Annotated in this window: 13 protein-coding genes; 8 read left to right on the top strand and 5 right to left on the bottom strand. The window is 68.7% G+C overall.

Annotation, left to right across the window (positions count from 1 at the left end; genetic code table 11):
• Positions 1 to 30: 30 nt before the first annotated feature.
• Positions 31 to 2,268 carry a glycoside hydrolase family 3 N-terminal domain-containing protein gene (locus tag ACP7BH_RS13540; protein WP_425986026.1) on the bottom strand — a complete coding sequence of 746 codons (2,238 nt, stop codon included), beginning with the start codon at positions 2,266 to 2,268 and terminating at the stop codon, positions 31 to 33.
• A 234-nt stretch (positions 2,269 to 2,502) separates the two neighbouring features.
• Positions 2,503 to 3,282, bottom strand: a complete 780-nt coding sequence (locus tag ACP7BH_RS13545) for a ZIP family metal transporter (protein WP_425986028.1) — start codon at positions 3,280 to 3,282, stop codon at positions 2,503 to 2,505.
• Between the two features lie 67 nt (positions 3,283 to 3,349).
• Here ACP7BH_RS13545 and proB point away from each other — a divergent pair, with 67 nt between their 5' ends.
• From proB to ACP7BH_RS13560, 3 genes are read left to right on the top strand one after another with little or no spacing between them, the layout of a single operon-like run.
• The gene (proB, locus tag ACP7BH_RS13550) at positions 3,350 to 4,519 is read left to right on the top strand and encodes a glutamate 5-kinase (RefSeq protein ID WP_425986030.1); all 1,170 of its coding nucleotides are present in this window, start codon (positions 3,350 to 3,352) and stop codon (positions 4,517 to 4,519) included.
• On the top strand, positions 4,516 to 5,793 hold the full coding sequence (locus ACP7BH_RS13555; protein WP_425986032.1) for a glutamate-5-semialdehyde dehydrogenase: 1,278 nt from the start codon (positions 4,516 to 4,518) through the stop codon (positions 5,791 to 5,793). The genes proB and ACP7BH_RS13555 overlap by 4 nt, the downstream gene beginning before the upstream one ends.
• A 37-nt stretch (positions 5,794 to 5,830) precedes the next feature.
• Positions 5,831 to 6,040, top strand: coding sequence for an AbrB/MazE/SpoVT family DNA-binding domain-containing protein (locus ACP7BH_RS13560; protein WP_425986034.1), 210 nt, complete (start codon positions 5,831 to 5,833; stop codon positions 6,038 to 6,040).
• Positions 6,041 to 6,216: 176 nt separating this feature from the next.
• Here ACP7BH_RS13560 and ACP7BH_RS13565 read toward each other — a convergent pair whose 3' ends face one another.
• Entirely contained in the window at positions 6,217 to 8,646 is a 2,430-nt protein-coding gene (locus ACP7BH_RS13565) for a membrane-bound PQQ-dependent dehydrogenase, glucose/quinate/shikimate family (protein ID WP_425986036.1), read from the bottom strand.
• A gap of 228 nt (positions 8,647 to 8,874) precedes the next feature.
• Between ACP7BH_RS13565 and ACP7BH_RS13570 the strand changes: the two genes are divergently transcribed.
• The 5 genes from ACP7BH_RS13570 to ACP7BH_RS13590 all read left to right on the top strand — a co-directional run bounded on the left by ACP7BH_RS13570 (position 8,875) and on the right by ACP7BH_RS13590 (position 17,026).
• Positions 8,875 to 10,302 carry an NAD(P)-dependent oxidoreductase gene (locus tag ACP7BH_RS13570; RefSeq protein WP_425986038.1) on the top strand — a complete coding sequence of 476 codons (1,428 nt, stop codon included), beginning with the start codon at positions 8,875 to 8,877 and terminating at the stop codon, positions 10,300 to 10,302.
• Positions 10,299 to 14,813, top strand: coding sequence for a glutamate synthase large subunit (gene gltB, locus ACP7BH_RS13575; RefSeq protein WP_425986040.1), 4,515 nt, complete (start codon positions 10,299 to 10,301; stop codon positions 14,811 to 14,813). The genes ACP7BH_RS13570 and gltB overlap by 4 nt, the downstream gene beginning before the upstream one ends.
• Positions 14,814 to 14,848: 35 nt before the next feature.
• Positions 14,849 to 16,162, top strand: coding sequence for an ammonium transporter (locus tag ACP7BH_RS13580; RefSeq protein ID WP_425986041.1), 1,314 nt, complete (start codon positions 14,849 to 14,851; stop codon positions 16,160 to 16,162).
• Positions 16,163 to 16,288: 126 nt separating this feature from the next.
• Positions 16,289 to 16,711: an Hsp20 family protein gene (locus ACP7BH_RS13585; protein ID WP_425986043.1), complete on the top strand. Its 423-nt coding sequence runs from the start codon at positions 16,289 to 16,291 to the stop codon at positions 16,709 to 16,711.
• 63 nt (positions 16,712 to 16,774) lie between these two features.
• A complete protein-coding gene (locus tag ACP7BH_RS13590) occupies positions 16,775 to 17,026 on the top strand; it encodes a DUF1150 family protein (protein WP_135194761.1) in 252 nt (83 codons plus the stop codon).
• A gap of 44 nt (positions 17,027 to 17,070) precedes the next feature.
• On the opposite strand, the gene ptsN is transcribed toward ACP7BH_RS13590, so the two are convergent.
• Both ptsN and hpf read right to left on the bottom strand, forming a co-directional pair.
• A complete protein-coding gene (gene ptsN, locus ACP7BH_RS13595; RefSeq protein ID WP_425986045.1) occupies positions 17,071 to 17,535 on the bottom strand; it encodes a PTS IIA-like nitrogen regulatory protein PtsN in 465 nt (154 codons plus the stop codon).
• Between the two features lie 80 nt (positions 17,536 to 17,615).
• Complete coding sequence (gene hpf, locus ACP7BH_RS13600; RefSeq protein ID WP_425987075.1) at positions 17,616 to 18,278, bottom strand: ribosome hibernation-promoting factor, HPF/YfiA family; 663 nt, start codon at positions 18,276 to 18,278, stop codon at positions 17,616 to 17,618.
• Positions 18,279 to 18,326 lie beyond the last annotated feature (48 nt).

Below are 18,326 nucleotides of genomic sequence, written 5' to 3' on the forward strand. Positions count from 1 at the left end.
CGGCGTCGTTAAGCCCTGCAGTCGCCTGGGTCAACGACCATCGGTGATGGAAGCCGGTCCGATCAGCTGGAAAGTCGCCGTCGCCCCGCCCTGGGCGTGCGGCGCCAGCCACACGTCGAACAGGCCCGGCTCGATGCGCCAGGTCTCGTCCGCCCCGATGAAGCCCAGCTGGCGCGGGTTCAGGGTGAAGGTCACCTTCTCGCTCTGGCCCGGACGCAGCGACACCCGCTTGAAGTCCTTCAGCAGCCGCCCCGGCTGGGTCAGGCTGGCGACCCGGTCGTGGATATAGAGCTGAACCAGCTCCTCGGCCGCGCGCGATCCGGTGTTGGTCACGGTCACCGCGACGTCCAGCGTGCCGGCCCACTGGAGCTTGTCGCTTTCCATCTCGATCGGCCCATAGCTGATCGCGCCATAGGTCAGGCCATAGCCGAACGGATAGAGCGCCGTATTGGGCGTCTCGCGATAGCGGGACTTGTATTCCTCGGTCGCCAGATCGGGATTGGCCGGGCGGCCGGTCGTCTTGCGGTCATAGGAATAGGGCTGCTGACCCGACTTGTGCGGGAAGCTGACCGGCAGGCGCGCCGACGGGCCGTGATCCCCGAACAGGACGTCGGCGACGGCATGACCCATCTGTTCGCCCAGGAACCAGGTCACGACGATGGCCTGGGCGTTCTTCACATTGCCCTCCAGCGCCAGGGCCCGGCCGTTGCGCAGCAGGATGACGATGGGCTTGCCCAGGGCCGTCATGGCGTCGACCAGCGCCATCTGCGGCGCGGGCACCACGATCTCGGTGCGCGACTGGGCCTCGCCCGACATATTGGTCGCCTCGCCGATGGCCAGGACGATGACGTCGGCGTCGCGGGCGGCGGCGATGGCCTGTTCGATCCCGCCGGCCAGCGGCGCCTCGACGCCCGCCCCGCGCGCGATGGTCAGTTTTTGCGGGTCGCTCATGGCCGCACGGAAGCCGGCCTCCAGCGAGACGCGACGCTCGGGCGCGCCCCAGATGGTCCACGGCCCCCAGACATTGTCCACGTCGTCGGCGAACGGGCCGATCAGGGCGATCTTCTGGCTCTTGTTCAGCGGCAACAGGCCGCCTTCGTTCTTCAGCAGCACGACCGACTTTCGGCCCGCCTCGCGCGACAGTTCGATATGCTCGCGCGCGCCCACGACGGCCTTTTCACGCACCGGATCGGTGCCGCGATAGGGATCGTCGAACAGGCCCAGCGCCGCCTTGGTGTTCAGGACGCGGCGCACCGCCTCGTCCAGCCGCGCCATCGACACCTCGCCCGAGGCGACGAGGCCGGGCAGATGCTCCAGATACAGGCCCGACACCATCGACACGTCCACCCCGGCGTTGAACGCCAGACGCGCGGCGTCGCGGCCATCCTCGGCGAAGCCATGGGCCACCAGCTCCTGCTCGGAGGTGTAGTCGGAGACCACGAAGCCCTCGAAGCCCCATTCCCCGCGCAGGATGTCGGTCAGCAGCTTGCGGCTGCCCGACGCCGGCACGCCGTTCACGTCATTGAAGGCGCTCATGATCGACAGGGCGCCGGCGTCCACCGACGCCTTGAACGGCGGCAGGAAGACCCCGCGCAGCGTCTGCTCGCTCATGTCGGTGGTGTTGTATTCCATCCCGCCGACGGCGGCGGAATAGGCGGCCATGTGTTTGGCGGTGGCCAGGACGGCGTCGCGGTCGTCCAGCCCCTTGTCGCCCTGGAAGCCGCGCACCCGGGCGGCGGCCAGCAGATTGTTCAGCAGCACGTCCTCGCCGGCGCCCTCGACGTTGCGGCCCCAGCGCTGATCGCGCGCCACGTCCACCATCGGCGCATAGGTCTGGTGCACGGCCGAGGCCGCCGTCTCGACCGCCGCCGCTCGCGCGGTGCGCCGCGCCAGTTCGGTGTCGAAGGCCGCGGCCTCGGCCAGCGGCACCGGGAAGATGGTGGACAGGCCGTGGATCACGTCCGCCGCGAACAGCAGCGGGATCTTCAGCCGGCTTTCCTCCATCGCCACCTGCTGGATGCGGCGGCCCGTCTCGGCGCCGATGCCGTTGAACAGGCTGCCGACCTTGCCTTCGCGGATCAGGGCGGTGACGCGTGCGGGGTCCCCCGTGCCGTCCAGCGGGTTCACCGCCGTGGGCATCCACCGGAACGGATCGGCCAGCAGATTCAGCTGTCCCGCCTTCTCCTCGACCGTCATGGCCGCGATCAGATCCTCGATCTTCTGGCGGTGACGCGCGACGGTGCGGGACGCTTGGGCGGATACAGGCATGGGGAAAACTCCGGCGCCCATCAGGGCCAAAAGCCCCAGGCCAGACAAGAAATTTCTACGGGAAGCCGCAGGCTTGAGAGGTCGCGTCATACGGGTGGCGCTCCTTGCGGGGGACTAATCGAGCAGCGAGAGCGCAGGCCTAGCCTCTCGCCCCCGGCGGCTTCAACCCCCGCCCCCGATGTAAATCGATGTAACGCCTCGGTGCGCGGTCACGCCGCGTTTCAGGCGCGGGCTTTACCCCAGGGCGATGTCCAGGAACATCATCCCCACCAGGCCGATCATCAGACCGATCATCGACCCCTCGCCCTTGGACTTCTCGCGGGTCTCGGGAATGATCTCGGCGGTGACGACATAGATCATGGCCCCAGCCGCCAGGCCCAGGCCCCACGGCAGGGCGCCGGGCAGCACATCGACCACGCTGGCCCCGATCAGGCCCCCGACCGGCTCGACCAGACCAGACGCCAGCGCCGCCAGGAAGGACGGCCAACGCCCATAGCCCAGGGTCGCCATCGCCGCCGAAACCGCCAGCCCCTCGGGCATGTTCTGGATGCCGATGCCCAGTGCCGTGGACAGGCCCTGATGCATGTCGCCGCCGCCGAAGCTGACGCCCACGGCCGCGCCCTCGGGGAAGTTGTGCAGGGTGATGGCGATGATGAACAGCCAGATGCGCCGCGACAGGTCGCGCGATCCCGCCGGGCCGATGGCCAGCATGTCCACCGGCGCGAACCGGTTCATCAGGCCGATCACCGTCGCCCCGATCAGCACCGCCGCCGCCATCACTCCAGCCGCCGCCGCCTGACTGGCCCCGCCCGCCTGCAGCACGTCCACGCCGGGAATGATCAGCGAGAAGAAGGACGCCGCCAGCATGACCCCGGCGGCGAAACCCAACAGCGCGCTCTGGGTCTGAACGCCTGGCCTTTTGATGAACAGCAGGGGCGCGGCGCCGACCGCCGTCATCATGCCCGCCGCCAGACTGCCGAGACCACCCGCCGCAATGGGGGAAAGAGATTCCATCATTCGCCTGCATTGCGGCGCGATGCGGCAAGAGACAAGCCCGAATACTCGCGTTAGAGAAACCGTCATGTCCCAGGCCGTCGCCCTCCCCCCGAGCCCAAGCTGTGGAGCTGACGCTGCGTCGGCCCTGGCGGCCGCGCGGCGCGTCGTGGTCAAGATCGGTTCGTCCCTGCTGATCGACGCGGCCACGCGCCGGCCGACGCGCGACTGGCTGGCCGCCGTCGCCTCGGATCTGGCCGCGCTGAAAGCCGAAGGCCGCGAGGTCATCGTCGTCTCGTCCGGCTCCATCGCCCTGGGCCGCGGCCGACTGCCAGGCCTGGGGGCGCGGCTGGAGGACAAGCAGGCGGCGGCGTCCGTCGGGCAATCCCTGCTGATGGCCGCCTGGTCCGAAGCCCTGGCCCCGCACGGCCTGATCGCCGGCCAGGTGCTGCTGACGCGTGACGACACCGAACGGCGCCGCCGCTGGCTGAACGCCCGCGCCACGGTCGAGGCCCTGCTGGCCCACGGCGTCATTCCCATCGTCAACGAGAACGACACGGTCGCCACCGAGGAAATCCGTTACGGCGACAACGACCGGCTGGCGGCGCGCACGGCCCAGCTGGCGCGGGCCGATCTGCTGATCCTGCTGTCGGATGTGGACGGCCTCTACACCGCGGATCCGCGCCGCGACCCGAGCGCCGCCCACCTGCCCCTGATCGAGACGCTGAGCCCCGACATCCTGGCCATGGGCGGGGGCGCCAACGCCGATGCGGGCGTGGGGACCGGCGGCATGGCGACCAAGCTGGCGGCGGCCCAGATCGCGCGCTCGGCAGGCTGCGCCACCATCATCGCCTCGGGCCAATCGCTTGCACCACTGTCGGCCGTTCGCGAAGGCGCCCGCGCCACCCTGATCGCCGCGCCCGACGGGCCGATGGCCGCCTACAAGCAATGGATCGCCGGCAGCCTGTCGCCCGCCGGAACCCTGACGCTGGACGCCGGCGCGGTCACGGCGCTGAAGGCGGGTAAGAGCCTGCTGCCCGCCGGGGTCACCGGCGTGTCCGGCGGTTTCGAGAAGGGCGACTGCGTGCGCCTGACCGACCCGGACGGACGCTCGGTCGGGGTGGGTCTGGCCGCCTACGCCGCAGACGAGGCCGCGCGCATTCGCGGCCGCCGTTCCGACGAGATCGAGACCCTGCTGGGCTATCGCGGGGCCTCGGTGCTGATCCACCGCGACGACATGGTGCTGGACGACCGATGACCGATCTGAAGATCCGAATGCTCGACCCCCAAATGCTGGAGATGGGCCAGCGCGCCCGCGCCGCAGCCGCCGCCTTGCGCGAAGCGCCCGCCGCCGCCCGCACCCGCGCGCTGGAACTCCTGTCCGAAAAGCTGGCGGCGGCCGAGCCCGCCCTCCTGGCCGCCAACGCCCGTGACGTGGACGCCGCTCGCGCCAATGGCATGACCGAGGCACTGATCGACCGTCTGTCGCTGACGCCCGCCCGCGTCGTCGGCATGGCCCAGGCCGTCGCGACCATCGCCGCCGTGCCCGACCCCCTGGGCGTCGAGACCGAGCGCTGGACCCCCGCCAACGGCCTGGACATCGCCCGGGTCCGCACCCCCATCGGCGTGCTGGGCGTGATCTACGAGAGCCGGCCAAACGTCACAGCCGACGCCGCCGCCCTGTGCATCCGCTCGGGCAATGCGGCCATCCTGCGCTGCGGCTCGGACTGCCTGCAATCCTCCCTGGCCATCGCCGCCCTGATCGCCGAAGCCCTGGCCGAGGCCGGCCTGCCCGCCGACGCGGTGCAGTTGGTGGACACCCCCGACCGCGAGGCCGTGGGCCTGATGCTGACCGGGCTGGCCGGCGCCATCGACGTCATCATCCCGCGCGGCGGCAAGAGCCTGGTCGCCCGCGTCCAGGCCGAGGCCCGCACGGCGGTGCTCAGCCACCTGGAAGGCCTGAACCACACCTATCTGCACCACGCCGCCGATGTGGACGCCGCCCGCGCCATCGCCCTGAACGCCAAGATGCGGCGCGTTTCGGTCTGCGGCGCGACCGAGACCCTGCTGGTGGATCGGGCTGGGGCCGAACGCCTGCTGCCGCCAGTCGCCGCCGACCTGATCGCCGCCGGCTGCGAACTGCGCGGCGACGCCGAGGCTTGCGCCCTGGTCCCCGCCATGATCCCGGCGACCGACGCCGACTGGACCACCGAATATCTGGCGCCCATCCTGTCGGTGCGGATCGTGGACGATCTGGACGCCGCGACGGATCACATCGCCCGCTACGGCTCGGGCCACACCGAGGCCATCGTCACCACCGACACGGCCGCCGCCGAACGGTTCGCGGCGCGGGTGGACAGCGCCATCGTCCTGATCAACGCCTCGACCCAGTTCGCCGACGGCGGCGAGTTCGGCTTCGGCGGCGAAATCGGCATCTCCACCAACCGCCTGCACGCCCGAGGCCCGGTCGGCGCCGAACAGCTGACCACCTACAAATACGTCGTGCGCGGGCAAGGCCAGATCAGGCCGTAAATTTGCAGGCAGAGGGCTTTTCCATCAACCTCGACGCATGATCACCAGTCGCCTGACATCCAAGGGCAAGACTACCATCCCGCAGCCCGTGCGCGCGGCTCTTAACCTGCGAGACGGCGACGAACTGCAGTACGGACTGCAAGGCGACCAAGTCGTGCTCACCAAGGTAGAGCGGCCTCCGGAACCCTTCGCCGTCTTTAACGAATGGCACAGCGAAACTGACCGCCAGGCCTACGCCAAGCTTTGACTTCTTCCTCCCCGTTCGGGGAGGGTGGCTGAGCCGCAGGCGAAGCCGGGTGGGGGCGGCCCGGCAAAGCATCCCTGAACGAAAAGAGGCGGCTGTAGCGACCCACCTTGGCCGCATCGACGACGAGCGGCTGGCGCGGACGATGGGCATCATCCGCGCCAGACTTTGAGTCCCGCCTAGCCGCGTTGCGGCAGAGCGTAAGCGATGACGTAGTCGCCCTCCGGCGTCTCCATGAAGTGATGGCCGCCGGCCATGATGACCAGATACTGGCGGCCGTTCTGCTCATAGATCATGGGGTTGGCCTGGCCGCCTGCAGGCAGGACGTCGGACCAGACGGTCTTGCCTGTCTCGATGTCTATGGCGCGGATGAGGTCGTCGGTCGCTGCGGCGATGAAGATCAGACCGCCTGCCGTGACCACCGATCCGCCATTGTTCGGCGTGCCGATCTCCAGCGGCAGATGCGAGGCGATGCCCCACGGGCCGTTCTTGCGCGCCGTGCCGAACGGACGGTCCCACAGGGTCTTGCCCGAGCGCATGTCGATGGCGGTGATGCCACCATACGGGGGCTCCTTGCACAGCAGGCCGGTCCACTTCACCCGCCAGCCGGCGTTGACGTCGATGGCGTAGGGCACGCCGATCTGCGGGTCGCCTGCGCCTTCGCCCTTGGACAGGTTGCCGCCCCGTTCGGCCGCTTCCTTCTGCTGCAGGATGTAGCGAGGGTCGTCGCGCGGGAACCAGCCCAACTTGTCGGCCTCGGCGCGGGGCACCAGCCGGTTGTAGTTGGGCATGTCGTTGTAGTTGGCGACGATCACCCCGCGCGCCGGATCGACCGCCACGCCGCCCCAGTCCGAGCCGCCGTTGTAGCCCGGATAGTTGATGTAGTGGTTGGTCGAGGGCGGGGTGTAGTAGCCCTGATAGTTCGCCTTCTTGAAGTTGATGCGGCACATCATCTGATCGATCGGCGACATGCCCCACATGTCCGCCTCGACCAGGTTCGGCTTGCGCAGGGTGGCGAACAGCGAGAACGGCTGGGTCGGCGAACGCTGGCCCTGTTCCGTGCCGCCGGTCGTGGGAACGCGACGCTCCTCGACACCGTGCAGCAGTTGGCCGGTGGCGCGGTTGAACACATACATATCGCCCTGTTTGGAGGGCAGCAGCACGGCGGGCACGACGCCGTTGGCGGTCGGATAGTCGATCAAGGTCGCCTGCGAGCCGAGATCGAAGTCCCAGACGTCGTTATGCACCGTCTGATAATGCCAGCGCGGCTTGCCGGTGGTCACGTCCAGCGCGACCAGGGCTGTCGAATACTGTTTCTCCAGCGGACGGCGCGAGCTGGACCAGTAGTCGGCGGCCGAATTGCCCATCGGCAGATAGACCAGGCCCAAGGCCTCGTCGCCCGTCGCCGTCGTCCACATGTTGGGCGTGCCCGGCGTGTAGGTTTCACCCTCCGGCGGCAGGCCGCTGCGGTCGGGGCGCATCATGTCCCAGGCGAACCGAAGTGCGCCGGTCTCGACGTCGAAGCCCTGGATCGCGCCGGAAGCGTTCCAGCGCTTCTGGCCGTCAAGCACCTGATGTCCGGTGACGATGATCCCGCGCACGATGACGGGCGCCGAGGTGATCGACACCATGCCCGGATAGGGGTCGCCCATGCCGGTCTTGATGCTGACGGCGCCGTTCTGACCGAAGGCCGGGCACGGACGGCCTGTCCTAGCGTCGACCGCGACGATGCGCCCGTCCAGCGTGCCCTCGACGATCTTGGTCGCGCAGGGGTCGGCCGGATTGGCGTTGGCCCGCGCATGATAAGTCACGCCGCGGCAGGCGGCGGTGTAGGGAATCTGATCGTCGGCGACCTGGGGGTCGTAGGTCCAGATCTGCTTGCCGGTGGAGGCGTCCAGCGCGAACAGCTTGTTGCGGGCCGAGCAGAGATAGACGGTGTTCCCGACCTTCAGCTGCGTGGTCTCCGCACCCCACCGCTCGCCAGGCAGATCGCCGGTGCGGAAGGTCCAGGCCCGTTCCAGCTGGCCGACATTGTCCTTGTTGATCTGGTTCAGCGGCGAATAGCGCTGGGCGCTGTCGGTGCCGCCATAGGCCGGCCAGTCGGCGCCGGTCTTCAGCAGGGCCGGATCGTTGTAGCCGCCGCGCACGCCGGGAACCGGGCTCATCACCTGGGCCTGATTGGCCTGGGCGACCGCGAAACCGAAGACGACGGTCAAGACCGCAAGCCCGAGCGCCCCGAAGCCCGCCGTCTTGCCCCCGCCGCGCGACCGCAGCACCGGCAGGGTCGCCAGCACCAGGAACATCAGCACCAGCGGGCCGACCAGACGCGGCACCAGGGCCCAGCCGTTCAGGCCCTTTTCCCACAGCGCCCAGATCACCGTGGCGACGAAGACCGCCCCATAGACCCACGCCCCGCGAACGTCGCGATAGACAAGCAAGAGGCCTGCTGCGATCAGCGCCAGACCCGCGAGCAGATAGTACCACGAGCCGCCCAACATCACGAGTTGGACGCCCCCGACGGTCAGCGCCAGACCGATCATGGCCAGCAAAAGACCGAGAAGCAGCGTCAGCCACCCTCCCGGTCCGGTCGGGGTTGTCCATCGCGGCATGATCGCACTCTCTGGCTGCATATTGAGCCTCGGCAACGCTCGGGCTCCGCTCAGGTTCCTAATTGTCGCACCCAGGAACCAAAAGCCGTTGCGCTGCACACCGCTCACCAGAGCAACTTTTGACGACGAAACATCCGCAATTGGATGATTTTTTCTTTTTCAGCGCCCGAGAACCGCTCGCGGCAATAATATTTGCCTTGAACCGAGCGTTTGCGGCATATGCGCGGTATGCATAAGACCCTGAAGCAAGGCGGGACTTTCGTCGTCGAACCACGCCGCCTCTCGAAGGCCACAGCCGAACTGCGCGCGCGAGGCTTCGGCGAGATCACGATTCCGCCGTCCACCGAGACGGCCGGGAAACAGGCGTCGCGCTGCACCGACTGCGGCGTGCCCTTCTGCCAGAACGCCTGCCCGCTTCAGAACAACATCCCCGACTGGCTGCGGCTGTCGGCCGAGAACGAGCCGCGCGAGGCCTGGCGTGTAGCCTCCCTGACCTCGACCATGCCTGAGATCTGCGGTCGCATCTGCCCGCAGGACCGGCTGTGCGAGGGGGCGTGCACATTAAACCAATCCGGCTGGGACGCCGTCACCATCGGCTCGGTCGAGGCCTGGCTGGGCGATCAGGCCTTCGCCAACGGCTGGGTCGAACCGATCCGCCCGGCGGCCGAACGCGGCGAGACCGTCGGCATCGTCGGCGCCGGCCCGGCCGGCATGGCCGCGGCCGACCGCCTGCGCAGCGAAGGCTATCAGGTCACCGTCTATGACCGCCACGACCGGGCCGGCGGCCTGCTGATCTACGGCATCCCCGGCTTCAAGCTGGAGAAGCACGTCGTCCAGCGCCGCGTGGACCGCCTGATCGACGGCGGCGTCCAGTTCGTGCTGGGCTGCGAGATCGGCAAGGACGTGACCCTGACCGAGCTGCGCCAGCGCCACGATGTGGTCCTGCTGGCCATGGGGGTCTATCAGCCGCGCATCCTGTCGGCGCCGGGCCGGGGTCCGGATTCGACCGTCGCGGCCCTGTCCTATCTGACGCACCAGAACCGACGCGACCTGGGCGACGCCGAACAGGACGGCTGGCACGAGGCGCGCGGCAAGCGGGTGGTCGTGATCGGCGGCGGCGACACGGCCATGGACTGCGTCCGCACCGCCGTTCGCCAGGGCGCGGCCTCCGTCACCTGCCTGTATCGTCGCGACCGCGAGAACATGCCCGGCTCGGCCCGCGAGGTCGTCAACGCCGAGGAGGAAGGCGTCGTCTTCGAATGGCTGGGCGCGCCCAAGGCCCTGCTGTCCCAGGGCGACACCGTCACCGGCGTCCGCGCCGCGCGCATGCAACTGACCGAGGCGGCCCCCGGCCAGCGTCGCGACATCGTCCCGGTCCCCGGCGCCGACTTCGACATTCCGGCCGACATCGTCATCGAGGCCCTGGGCTTTTCGCCCGAGCCGTTCGCGGCGCATGAACCCGATCTGCGCCTGCGCGACGACGGCACGATCAAGGTCGGCTCCGTCAGCTTCGCCACCAGCCTGCCCGGCGTCTTCGCCGCCGGCGACGCGGTGCGCGGCGCCTCCCTGGTCGTCTGGGCCGTCCGCGAAGGCCAGGACGCCGCCGCCGAGATCGACCGCTACTTCAAGACCCGCACCGAGGAGGTCGCGGCATGACCGATTGGCTGAAGCAATACGAAGAGACCCGCGACCGGCTGGAAGCCGGCCACGCCTATGACCGCGCCTCCGAGCGTGACGCCTGCGGCGTGGGCCTGGTCTGCTCCATCGACGGCACGCCGCGCCGCGACGTGGTCGAATATGCGATCCGCAGCCTGAAGGCCGTGGCCCACCGCGGCGCGGTCGATCCCGACGGCCTGTCCGGCGACGGCGCCGGCATCATGTGCGAACTGCCCCAGGGCTTCTTCGCCGACCAGGTGGCCTCCATCGGCCAGTCCCTGCGTCCCGGCCCGATCTGCGTCGGCCAGGTCTTCCTGCCGCGCACCGATCTGGGCGCCCAGGACCGCGCCCGCGCCATCGTCGAGACCGAGGCCCTGCGCGCCGGCTTCTGGATCTATGGCTGGCGCCAGACGCCCATCGACCTGTCGGTGGTGGGAACCAAGGCCGGGGCGACCCGGCCCGAGATCGAACAGATCATGCTGGCCCCGCCGCTGGACGACGCCGGCCAGCCGCTGGACGGCGAGGCGCTGGAGCGCGAGCTGTATCTGTGCCGCCGCCGCATCGAGAAGACGGTCAAGACCGAGAACTTAGCCGCCGTCTATATCTGCACCCTGTCCGCGCGCTCCATCGCCTACAAGGGGATGGTGCGGGCCGAGCTGCTTGGGAACCTGTATCCAGACCTGGAGGATCCGCGCTTCGTCTCGGCCTACGCCGTCTTCCACCAGCGCTATTCGACCAACACCTTCCCCGAATGGAAGCTGGCCCAGCCCTTCCGCATGATGGCCCACAACGGCGAGATCAACACGCTGAAGGGCAATCTGAACTGGATGAAGTCGCACGAGATCCGCATGGCCGCACAGGCCTTCGGCGACCGTGACGGCGAGGTGAAGCCGGTGGTCCAGCCGGGCGGGTCGGACTCGGCCGCCCTCGACAATGTCATGGAGGTGCTGGTCCACGCCGGTCGCCCCGCGCCGATGGCCAAGGCCCTGCTGATCCCCGAGGCCTGGGCCAAGGACGACGTGGTCATGCCGCCCGAACACCGGGCCTTCTACGCCTACTGCAATGCGGTGATGGAGCCGTGGGACGGCCCGGCCGCCATCTGCGCCGCCGACGGCCGCTGGATCGTGGCGGGCAAGGACCGCAACGGCCTGCGCCCCCTGCGCGCGGTCGAGACCGTCGATGGTTTGCTGATGGCCGGGTCCGAAGCCGGCCTGGTGCCGATCCCCGAGAGCCGGGTGAAGCGCCGCCTGCACATCGGCCCCGGCAAGCTGATCGCCGTCGATATGAAGCACGGCCGTCTGTACGACGAGCACGAGGCCATCGACGCCCTGTCCGCCGCCCACCCCTATACCGAGTGGCTGGACAATATGGTCGATCTGGAGCCGATCATCGGCCCTGGACCCGAGCCGCGCTCGGCCTCGGGCGAGGCCCTGACCCGCCGTCAGATCGCCGCCGGCTACAGCCGCGAGGATCTTGACCTGCTGCTGGACGCCCTGGTGCGTGACGGCAAGGAGGCGGTCGGCTCGATGGGCGACGACGCGCCCCCGGCGGTGCTGTCGGCCCTGCCGCGCCCGCTGAGCCACTATTTCCGTCAGAACTTCAGTCAGGTCACCAACCCGCCCATCGACCCGCTGCGTGAAGCGGGCGCCATGAGCCTGAAGACCCGGTTCAAGAACCTGGGCAACATTCTGGCCGAGGAAGAGGCCCAGACCGACGTCTTCGTGCTGGACAGCCCGGTCCTGACCAACGGCATGTACGAGCGGATGGTCGAGACGGTCGGCGCCGGTTCGACCGTGGTCATCGACTGCAGCTATGACGTGCCGTCCCACGACGCCCGCTCAGGGGCCGGCCTGCGTGCGGCCCTAGACCGGATCATGGACGAGGCCGAGGCCGCCGCCCGCGACGGCGCCGCCCTGATCGTGCTGACGGATCAGGCCGGATCGGCCGAGCGCCTGGCCGCGCCGATGATCCTGGCCACGGCCGGGGTCCACGGCCGCCTGACCAAGGCGGGCCTGCGCTCCTACTGCTCCATCGTGGTGCGCACGGCCGAGACGCTGGACCCGCACGGGTTCGCGGTCCTGGTCGGGGTGGGCGCCACCACCGTCAACGCCTGGCTGGCCCAGGACCTGTTCCAGGAGCGTCTGGACCGGGGCCTGTATCCCGGCCTGACGCTGCGCGACGCCTGCCTGAACTACAAGGCCGGCATCGAGGCGGGCCTGCTCAAGACCCTGGCCCGCAAGGGGATCAGCGTCATCTCCGCCTATCGCGGCGGCTGCGAGTTCGAGGTGCTGGGCCTGTCGCGCGCCCTGACAGCCGAGTTCTTCCCCGGCGCCCCGTCGCGCATCTCCGGCATCGGTCTGGCCGGTCTGGAGCAGGCGGCGATGAAGCGGCACAAGGTGGCCTGGGGCGAGGCCCTGCCCTCCCCGGCCATCGGCGGCTTCTTCAAGATCCGTTCGGGCGGCGAGGCCCACGCCCACGAGGCCAAGACCATCCACCTGCTGCAGGACGCCTGCAACCGGGGCGACTACCGCCGCTTCAAGCAGTTTTCGGAGGCCGTCCGCGCCCAAGCCGACCTGTCCCTGCGCGACCTGCTGGACTTCCGCGAGGGCGTCGCCATTCCGGTCGATCAGGTCGAGAGCGTCTCGGACATCCGCCGCCGCTTCCTGACCCAGGCCATGTCGCTGGGCGCCTTGGGCCCCGAGGCGCACGAAACGCTGAACATCGCCATGAACCGCATCGGCGCCCGCTCGGTCTCGGGCGAAGGCGGCGAGGATCCGGAACGCTATCATCCGCGCGCCAACGGCGACGACGCCAACTCGGCGGTCAAGCAGGTGGCCTCTGGCCGGTTCGGCGTCACGGCCGAATATCTGAACCAGTGCCGCGAGATCGAGATCAAGGTGGCCCAGGGCGCCAAGCCCGGCGAGGGCGGCCAGTTGCCCGGCTTCAAGGTGACCGAGTTCATCGCCCGGATGCGCCACGCCGTGCCCGGCACCACTCTGATCAGCCCGCCGCCGCACCACGATATCTATTCGATCGAGGACCTGGCCCAGCTGATCTATGATCTGAAGGCCATCAACCCCGATGCGCGGGTGACGGTGAAACTGGTGTCCGCCTCGGGCATCGGCGCCATCGCCTCGGGCGTGGCCAAGGCTAATGCCGACGCCATCCTGATCGCCGGCCACAACGGCGGCACCGGCGCCTCGCCTCAGACCTCGATCAAACACGCCGGCCTGCCGTGGGAGATCGGCTTGGCCGAGGCTCATCAGGTGCTGACGCTGAACAATCTGCGCGGCACGGTGACGCTGCGCACCGACGGCGGGGTCCGCACCGGCCGCGACGTGGTCATCGCCGCCATGCTGGGGGCAGAGGAATACGGGATCGGCACCGCCGCCCTGATCGCCATGGGCTGTCTGATGGTGCGCCAGTGCCATTCCAACACCTGCCCCGTCGGCGTCTGTTCCCAGGACGAGCGGCTGCGCGAGAAGTTCACCGGCACGCCCGACAAGGTGGTCAACCTGTTCACCTTCATCGCCGAGGAGACGCGCGAGATCCTGGCCTCCATCGGCGCGCGGACGATGGACGAGATCATCGGCCGCACCGACCTGTTGCGTCAGGTGCGTCGCGGCGGGTCGCACCTGGACGACCTGGACCTGAACCCCCTGCTGGTTCAGGTGGACGAGGGCGCGGCCGGCAAATGGGCCGACAAGACGACGCGCAAGCCCATCGCCGACAGCCTGGACGCCCGGGTGCTGCAGGACGCGGTCCGCTTCCTGGATCGCGGCCAGACGCTGGAACTGTCCTATCCGCTGAACAACACCCAGCGCACGGTCGGCGCCGCCGTCTCGTCCGCCATCGTGCGGCGGTTCGGCCCGCAAGGTCCGGCCGGTCGGCTGAAGCTTCGTCTGGAAGGCATCGCGGGCCAGAGCTTCGGCGCCTTCGCCGCCAAGGGTCTGGAACTGCACCTGACCGGCGAGGCCAATGACTATGTCGGCAAGGGCCTGTCGGGCGCCGAGATCTCGGTCCGCACGCCGGAATGGCGCGAGGATCAGCTGATCTGCGGCAACACCACCCTGTATGGCGCGACCTCGGGCCGGCTGTTCGTGGCCGGCGCGGCGGGCGAGCGGTTCGCGGTACGCAACTCGGGCGCCGAGGCGGTGGTCGAGGGTCTGGGCGCGCACGGCTGCGAATACATGACCGGCGGCCGGGTGGTCGTGCTGGGGTCGGTCGGCTGGAACCTGGCGGCGGGCATGAGCGGCGGCGAGCTGTTCGTGCTGGACCAGCCGGGCTTTGCAGAACGGGCTCTGAACGGCGACCTGGCGGGCGTGTCCGACATCGACGCGGCGGCGGCCGAACGGCTGCGCGGCCTGGTCGAGGCGCACCTGGCGGCGACCGCATCTCCGCTGGCCCGACGTCTGCTGGGCGACTGGGACAACACGCTGCAAAGGTTCGTGCGCATCGTTCCGCTGACGGACATTGTCACCCGGTCGGAACGGCTTAAGACTTCCGCCTGACCTCGTTTTCTTCCTCTCCTCCCCGAGACGAATCCATGACCCGACACGCCGCCCTCGCCGCCACACTCGTCGCGGGGGCGGCGTCGCTGGCGTCTCCCGCCCTGGCCGCTCCCGCCTTGCTGGCGCACCAGACGCCGCTGGTCATCGACAATGCGGCGACGGCCTGGATCCTGACCTCGACGGCCCTGGTGCTGCTGATGACCCTGCCGGGCCTGGCGCTGTTCTACGGCGGCATGGTGCGCAAGAAGAACATCATCAGCGTCATCGCCCAGTCGGCGGCCGCCTTCGCCATCGTCTCGGTGCTGTGGTTCCTGGTCGGCTACAGCCTGTCGTTCGGCAAAGGACCTGACACGATCAACGGCTTCATCGGCGGGGTCCAGGCGGCCTTCCTGAACGGGGTGACGGCCCAGACCGCCCACAGCCTGCTGCCCGGCCTGCCCGAACTGCTGTTCGTCAGCTTTCAGATGACCTTCGCCATCATCACCCCGGCCCTGATCGCGGGCGCCTTCGCCGAGCGGATGAAGTTCTCGGCCAGCCTGCTGTTCTTCGCCCTGTGGCACCTGATCGTCTATGCGCCGATCTGTCACCAGGTCTGGGGCGGCGGCTATCTGGGCGGGCTGGGCGTGCTCGACTTCGCCGGCGGGGCGGTGGTCCACGTCAATGCGGGGATCGCCGGCCTGGTCTGCGCTCTGGTGCTGGGGCCGCGTCACGGCTTCGGACGCGACAACATGGCCCCTGCCAACCTGGTCTACAGCGCCATCGGCACCGGCCTGCTGCTGGTCGGATGGCTCGGCTTCAACGCCGGATCGGCCGGCGCCGCCGACGCCTTGGCCGCCACGGCCGCTTTCAACACCATTCTGGCCGCCGGCGCTGCGGCGCTCGGCTGGATGACCATCGAATGGTTCGACCGAAAGCGTCCGACCCTGCTGGGCCTCTTGTCCGGCGTCGTCGGCGGCCTGGTGGCCATCACCCCCGCCGCCGGCTTCGTCGACCCCAAGGGCGCCTTCTTCATCGGCCTGATCGCCGGCCCGGCCTGCTATGCGGGCGCGGTCTGGCTGAAGCACGCGCTGAAATATGACGACAGCCTGGACGCCTTCGGGGTTCACGGGGTCGGCGGCATCGTCGGCGCCCTGCTGACCGGCGTCTTCGCCACCACCACCGTCAACGCCCTGTCGGACGGGGCCACGGTGTGGAAACAGGCTGTCGGCCTGGGCGGCGTCATCGTCTGGAGCGCGGCCGGCACCTTCCTCGTCCTGATGATCTGCAAGTTCACCACGGGCCTGCGCGTGACTAAGGACGAAGAGGTCGAGGGGCTGGACTATACCCAGCACGGCGAGGCCATCCACTAACCGGCCCACAGGGCGCGGGAGGGGAGCGGTTGATCCCGCCCCCGTCCGCCCCCATCTTCATCTGTGACGGAAGGTCTTGCCGATTGCGGGGGACCGGCCGCTCGGTCGCTTTATTCGAGGACCCAGATGACGACGACGCGCACCATCCTGTTCGACAGCCCCTTCCTTCTGGGCTTCGATCACACCCGCGCCCTGATCGACCGCGCCGCCAAGGCGACGGCCGAAAGCTATCCGCCCTACAATGTCGAACAGATCGGCGAGGCTGGCGTGCGCATCAGTCTGGCTGTCGCCGGGTTCGCGCCCGACGAACTGGCCATCACCCTGGACGGCCGCCAACTGACCATCGCGGGCAAGCGCGACGACGCCGGCAAGGGGGAACAGGCCTTCCTGCATCGCGGCATCGCGGCGCGGGGCTTCGTGCGCAACTTCGTGCTGGCCGACGGGCTGGAGGTCGAAGGCGCCCGGCTGGAACACGGCCTGCTGCACGTCGATCTGATCCGCCCCGAGTCCGAACGCCAAGTGCGTCGAATTCCCATCACGGTCGGCTGAAAAGCATAGCCGTTCGAACCGCCCGGCGATCCGGGCGTTGTCAAACTGAAGGAGGCGGTCCTAATGACGCCGATGACGATGACCAAGGAAGATTTTGCAGGACTGGGCGCCCCCGACCTCGTCTATGTGCGAGAGATCAAGGCGGCCGACCTGCTTGAAGAAGCGGTCGAGATCAAGGACGTGGACCTCAATCCCGGCCAGTCCCTTTACGCCGTCCACAGCGCCGACGGTGAACGTCTGGCGGTCATGATCGACCGTGACACCGCCTTCGCCGCCGCCGTGGCGCACGAACTGGAGCCGGTTTCGGTTCATTGATTGTGAATGATGAGGCGGCGTGACGACCGCCGCCTCCATTAAGTTCAGGCAGCGGTCGCGGCCGTATCCTTGACGAAAAGAGCCCGGATCGCATCCGTCGTACGCGCCTGGCGCAATTGTTCGCGCAGTTCCGGCGACCGAAGTGCGCGCGACACCGCCGCCAGCGCCCGCAGATGTTCCGCACCCGCCTTGGACGGGGCGTACAGCCCAAAGATCAGGTCCACCGGACGATCGTCAACGGCGTCATAGGCCACGGGTGTATCCAACCGCACGAAGACCGCCGTCACCTGGCTGACTTCGTCCAGACGCGCGTGCGGCACGGCCACGCCGGACCCCAGCCCGGTCGATCCCAGCGCCTCGCGCTCCATCAGGGCGTCGAAAATACGGGATTCGTCGATGCCCAGGGCGTGAGACGTCGCCTCGGCCAGCGCCTGCAGCGCCTGTCGCTTTGACGACGCGCCGCCGCGCAGCACCACGCCCTTGGGCGCGAGCAGATCACCGATGTCCATCAGACAACCTCGATACACGCAGACGACAACGGCGCGGGCGCCCGTTTAGAGGCTCCCGCGCCGAAGTCAAACTTGGCTGTTCAGTTCACTGAGCCGTTGGTCTTGGTCTTGCCATTGGTCGCGCTGGCGATTTCAGGGTCGATCCAGCCCACATTGCCGTCCGGGCGACGATAGACGACCGCCAGGCCGCCATGGGCCGCATTGCGGAACAGGACGACGGGATAGCCCGTCATGTCCAGCTCCAGAACCGCCCGACCGACCGTGATGGTGCGGATTTCGTGCTCGGTCTCGGCGATGACCATGCCTACCGGCGGCGGACCGTCGTTCTCGCCGGTGTCGCCGAAGACATCGTCCTCCACGCTGTCGGGATCACGCAGCACGATGCTGCGTGCGACTTCACGGGCGGCGTTCTCGGTCTTCTCGGGCGACAGACCCTTAGGTCCGATGTGGTGGTCCTTTAGCCGGCGCTTGTAGCGACGGACCCTCTTTTCGAGCCGATCCAGCGCCTCGGTGAAGGCGGAATGGGCGTCGCCGCCCATGCCGGTCGTCACCAGGGTCTGGCCCGACGCGAGGCGGACCCAACAGTCCACCTTGAAGTTGTGGCCGTCCTTGGACACCACGACCTCGGCGTCTTCACCGCCTCGGGCGAAGTATTTTCCGACCCCGTCTTCGAGTTCCTGGGAGATGCGCGAGCCTAACGCTTCGCCGACATCCACTTGCTTGCCGCTCACTTGGACTTGCATACGCATAGAACGCTCCCGACCGGATTTGGTGTCAATCGGGATCACCGT

The sequence above is a fragment of the Brevundimonas sp. TWP2-1 genome, from assembly GCF_049897645.1.
Taxonomy (GTDB): Bacteria; Pseudomonadota; Alphaproteobacteria; order Caulobacterales; family Caulobacteraceae; genus Brevundimonas.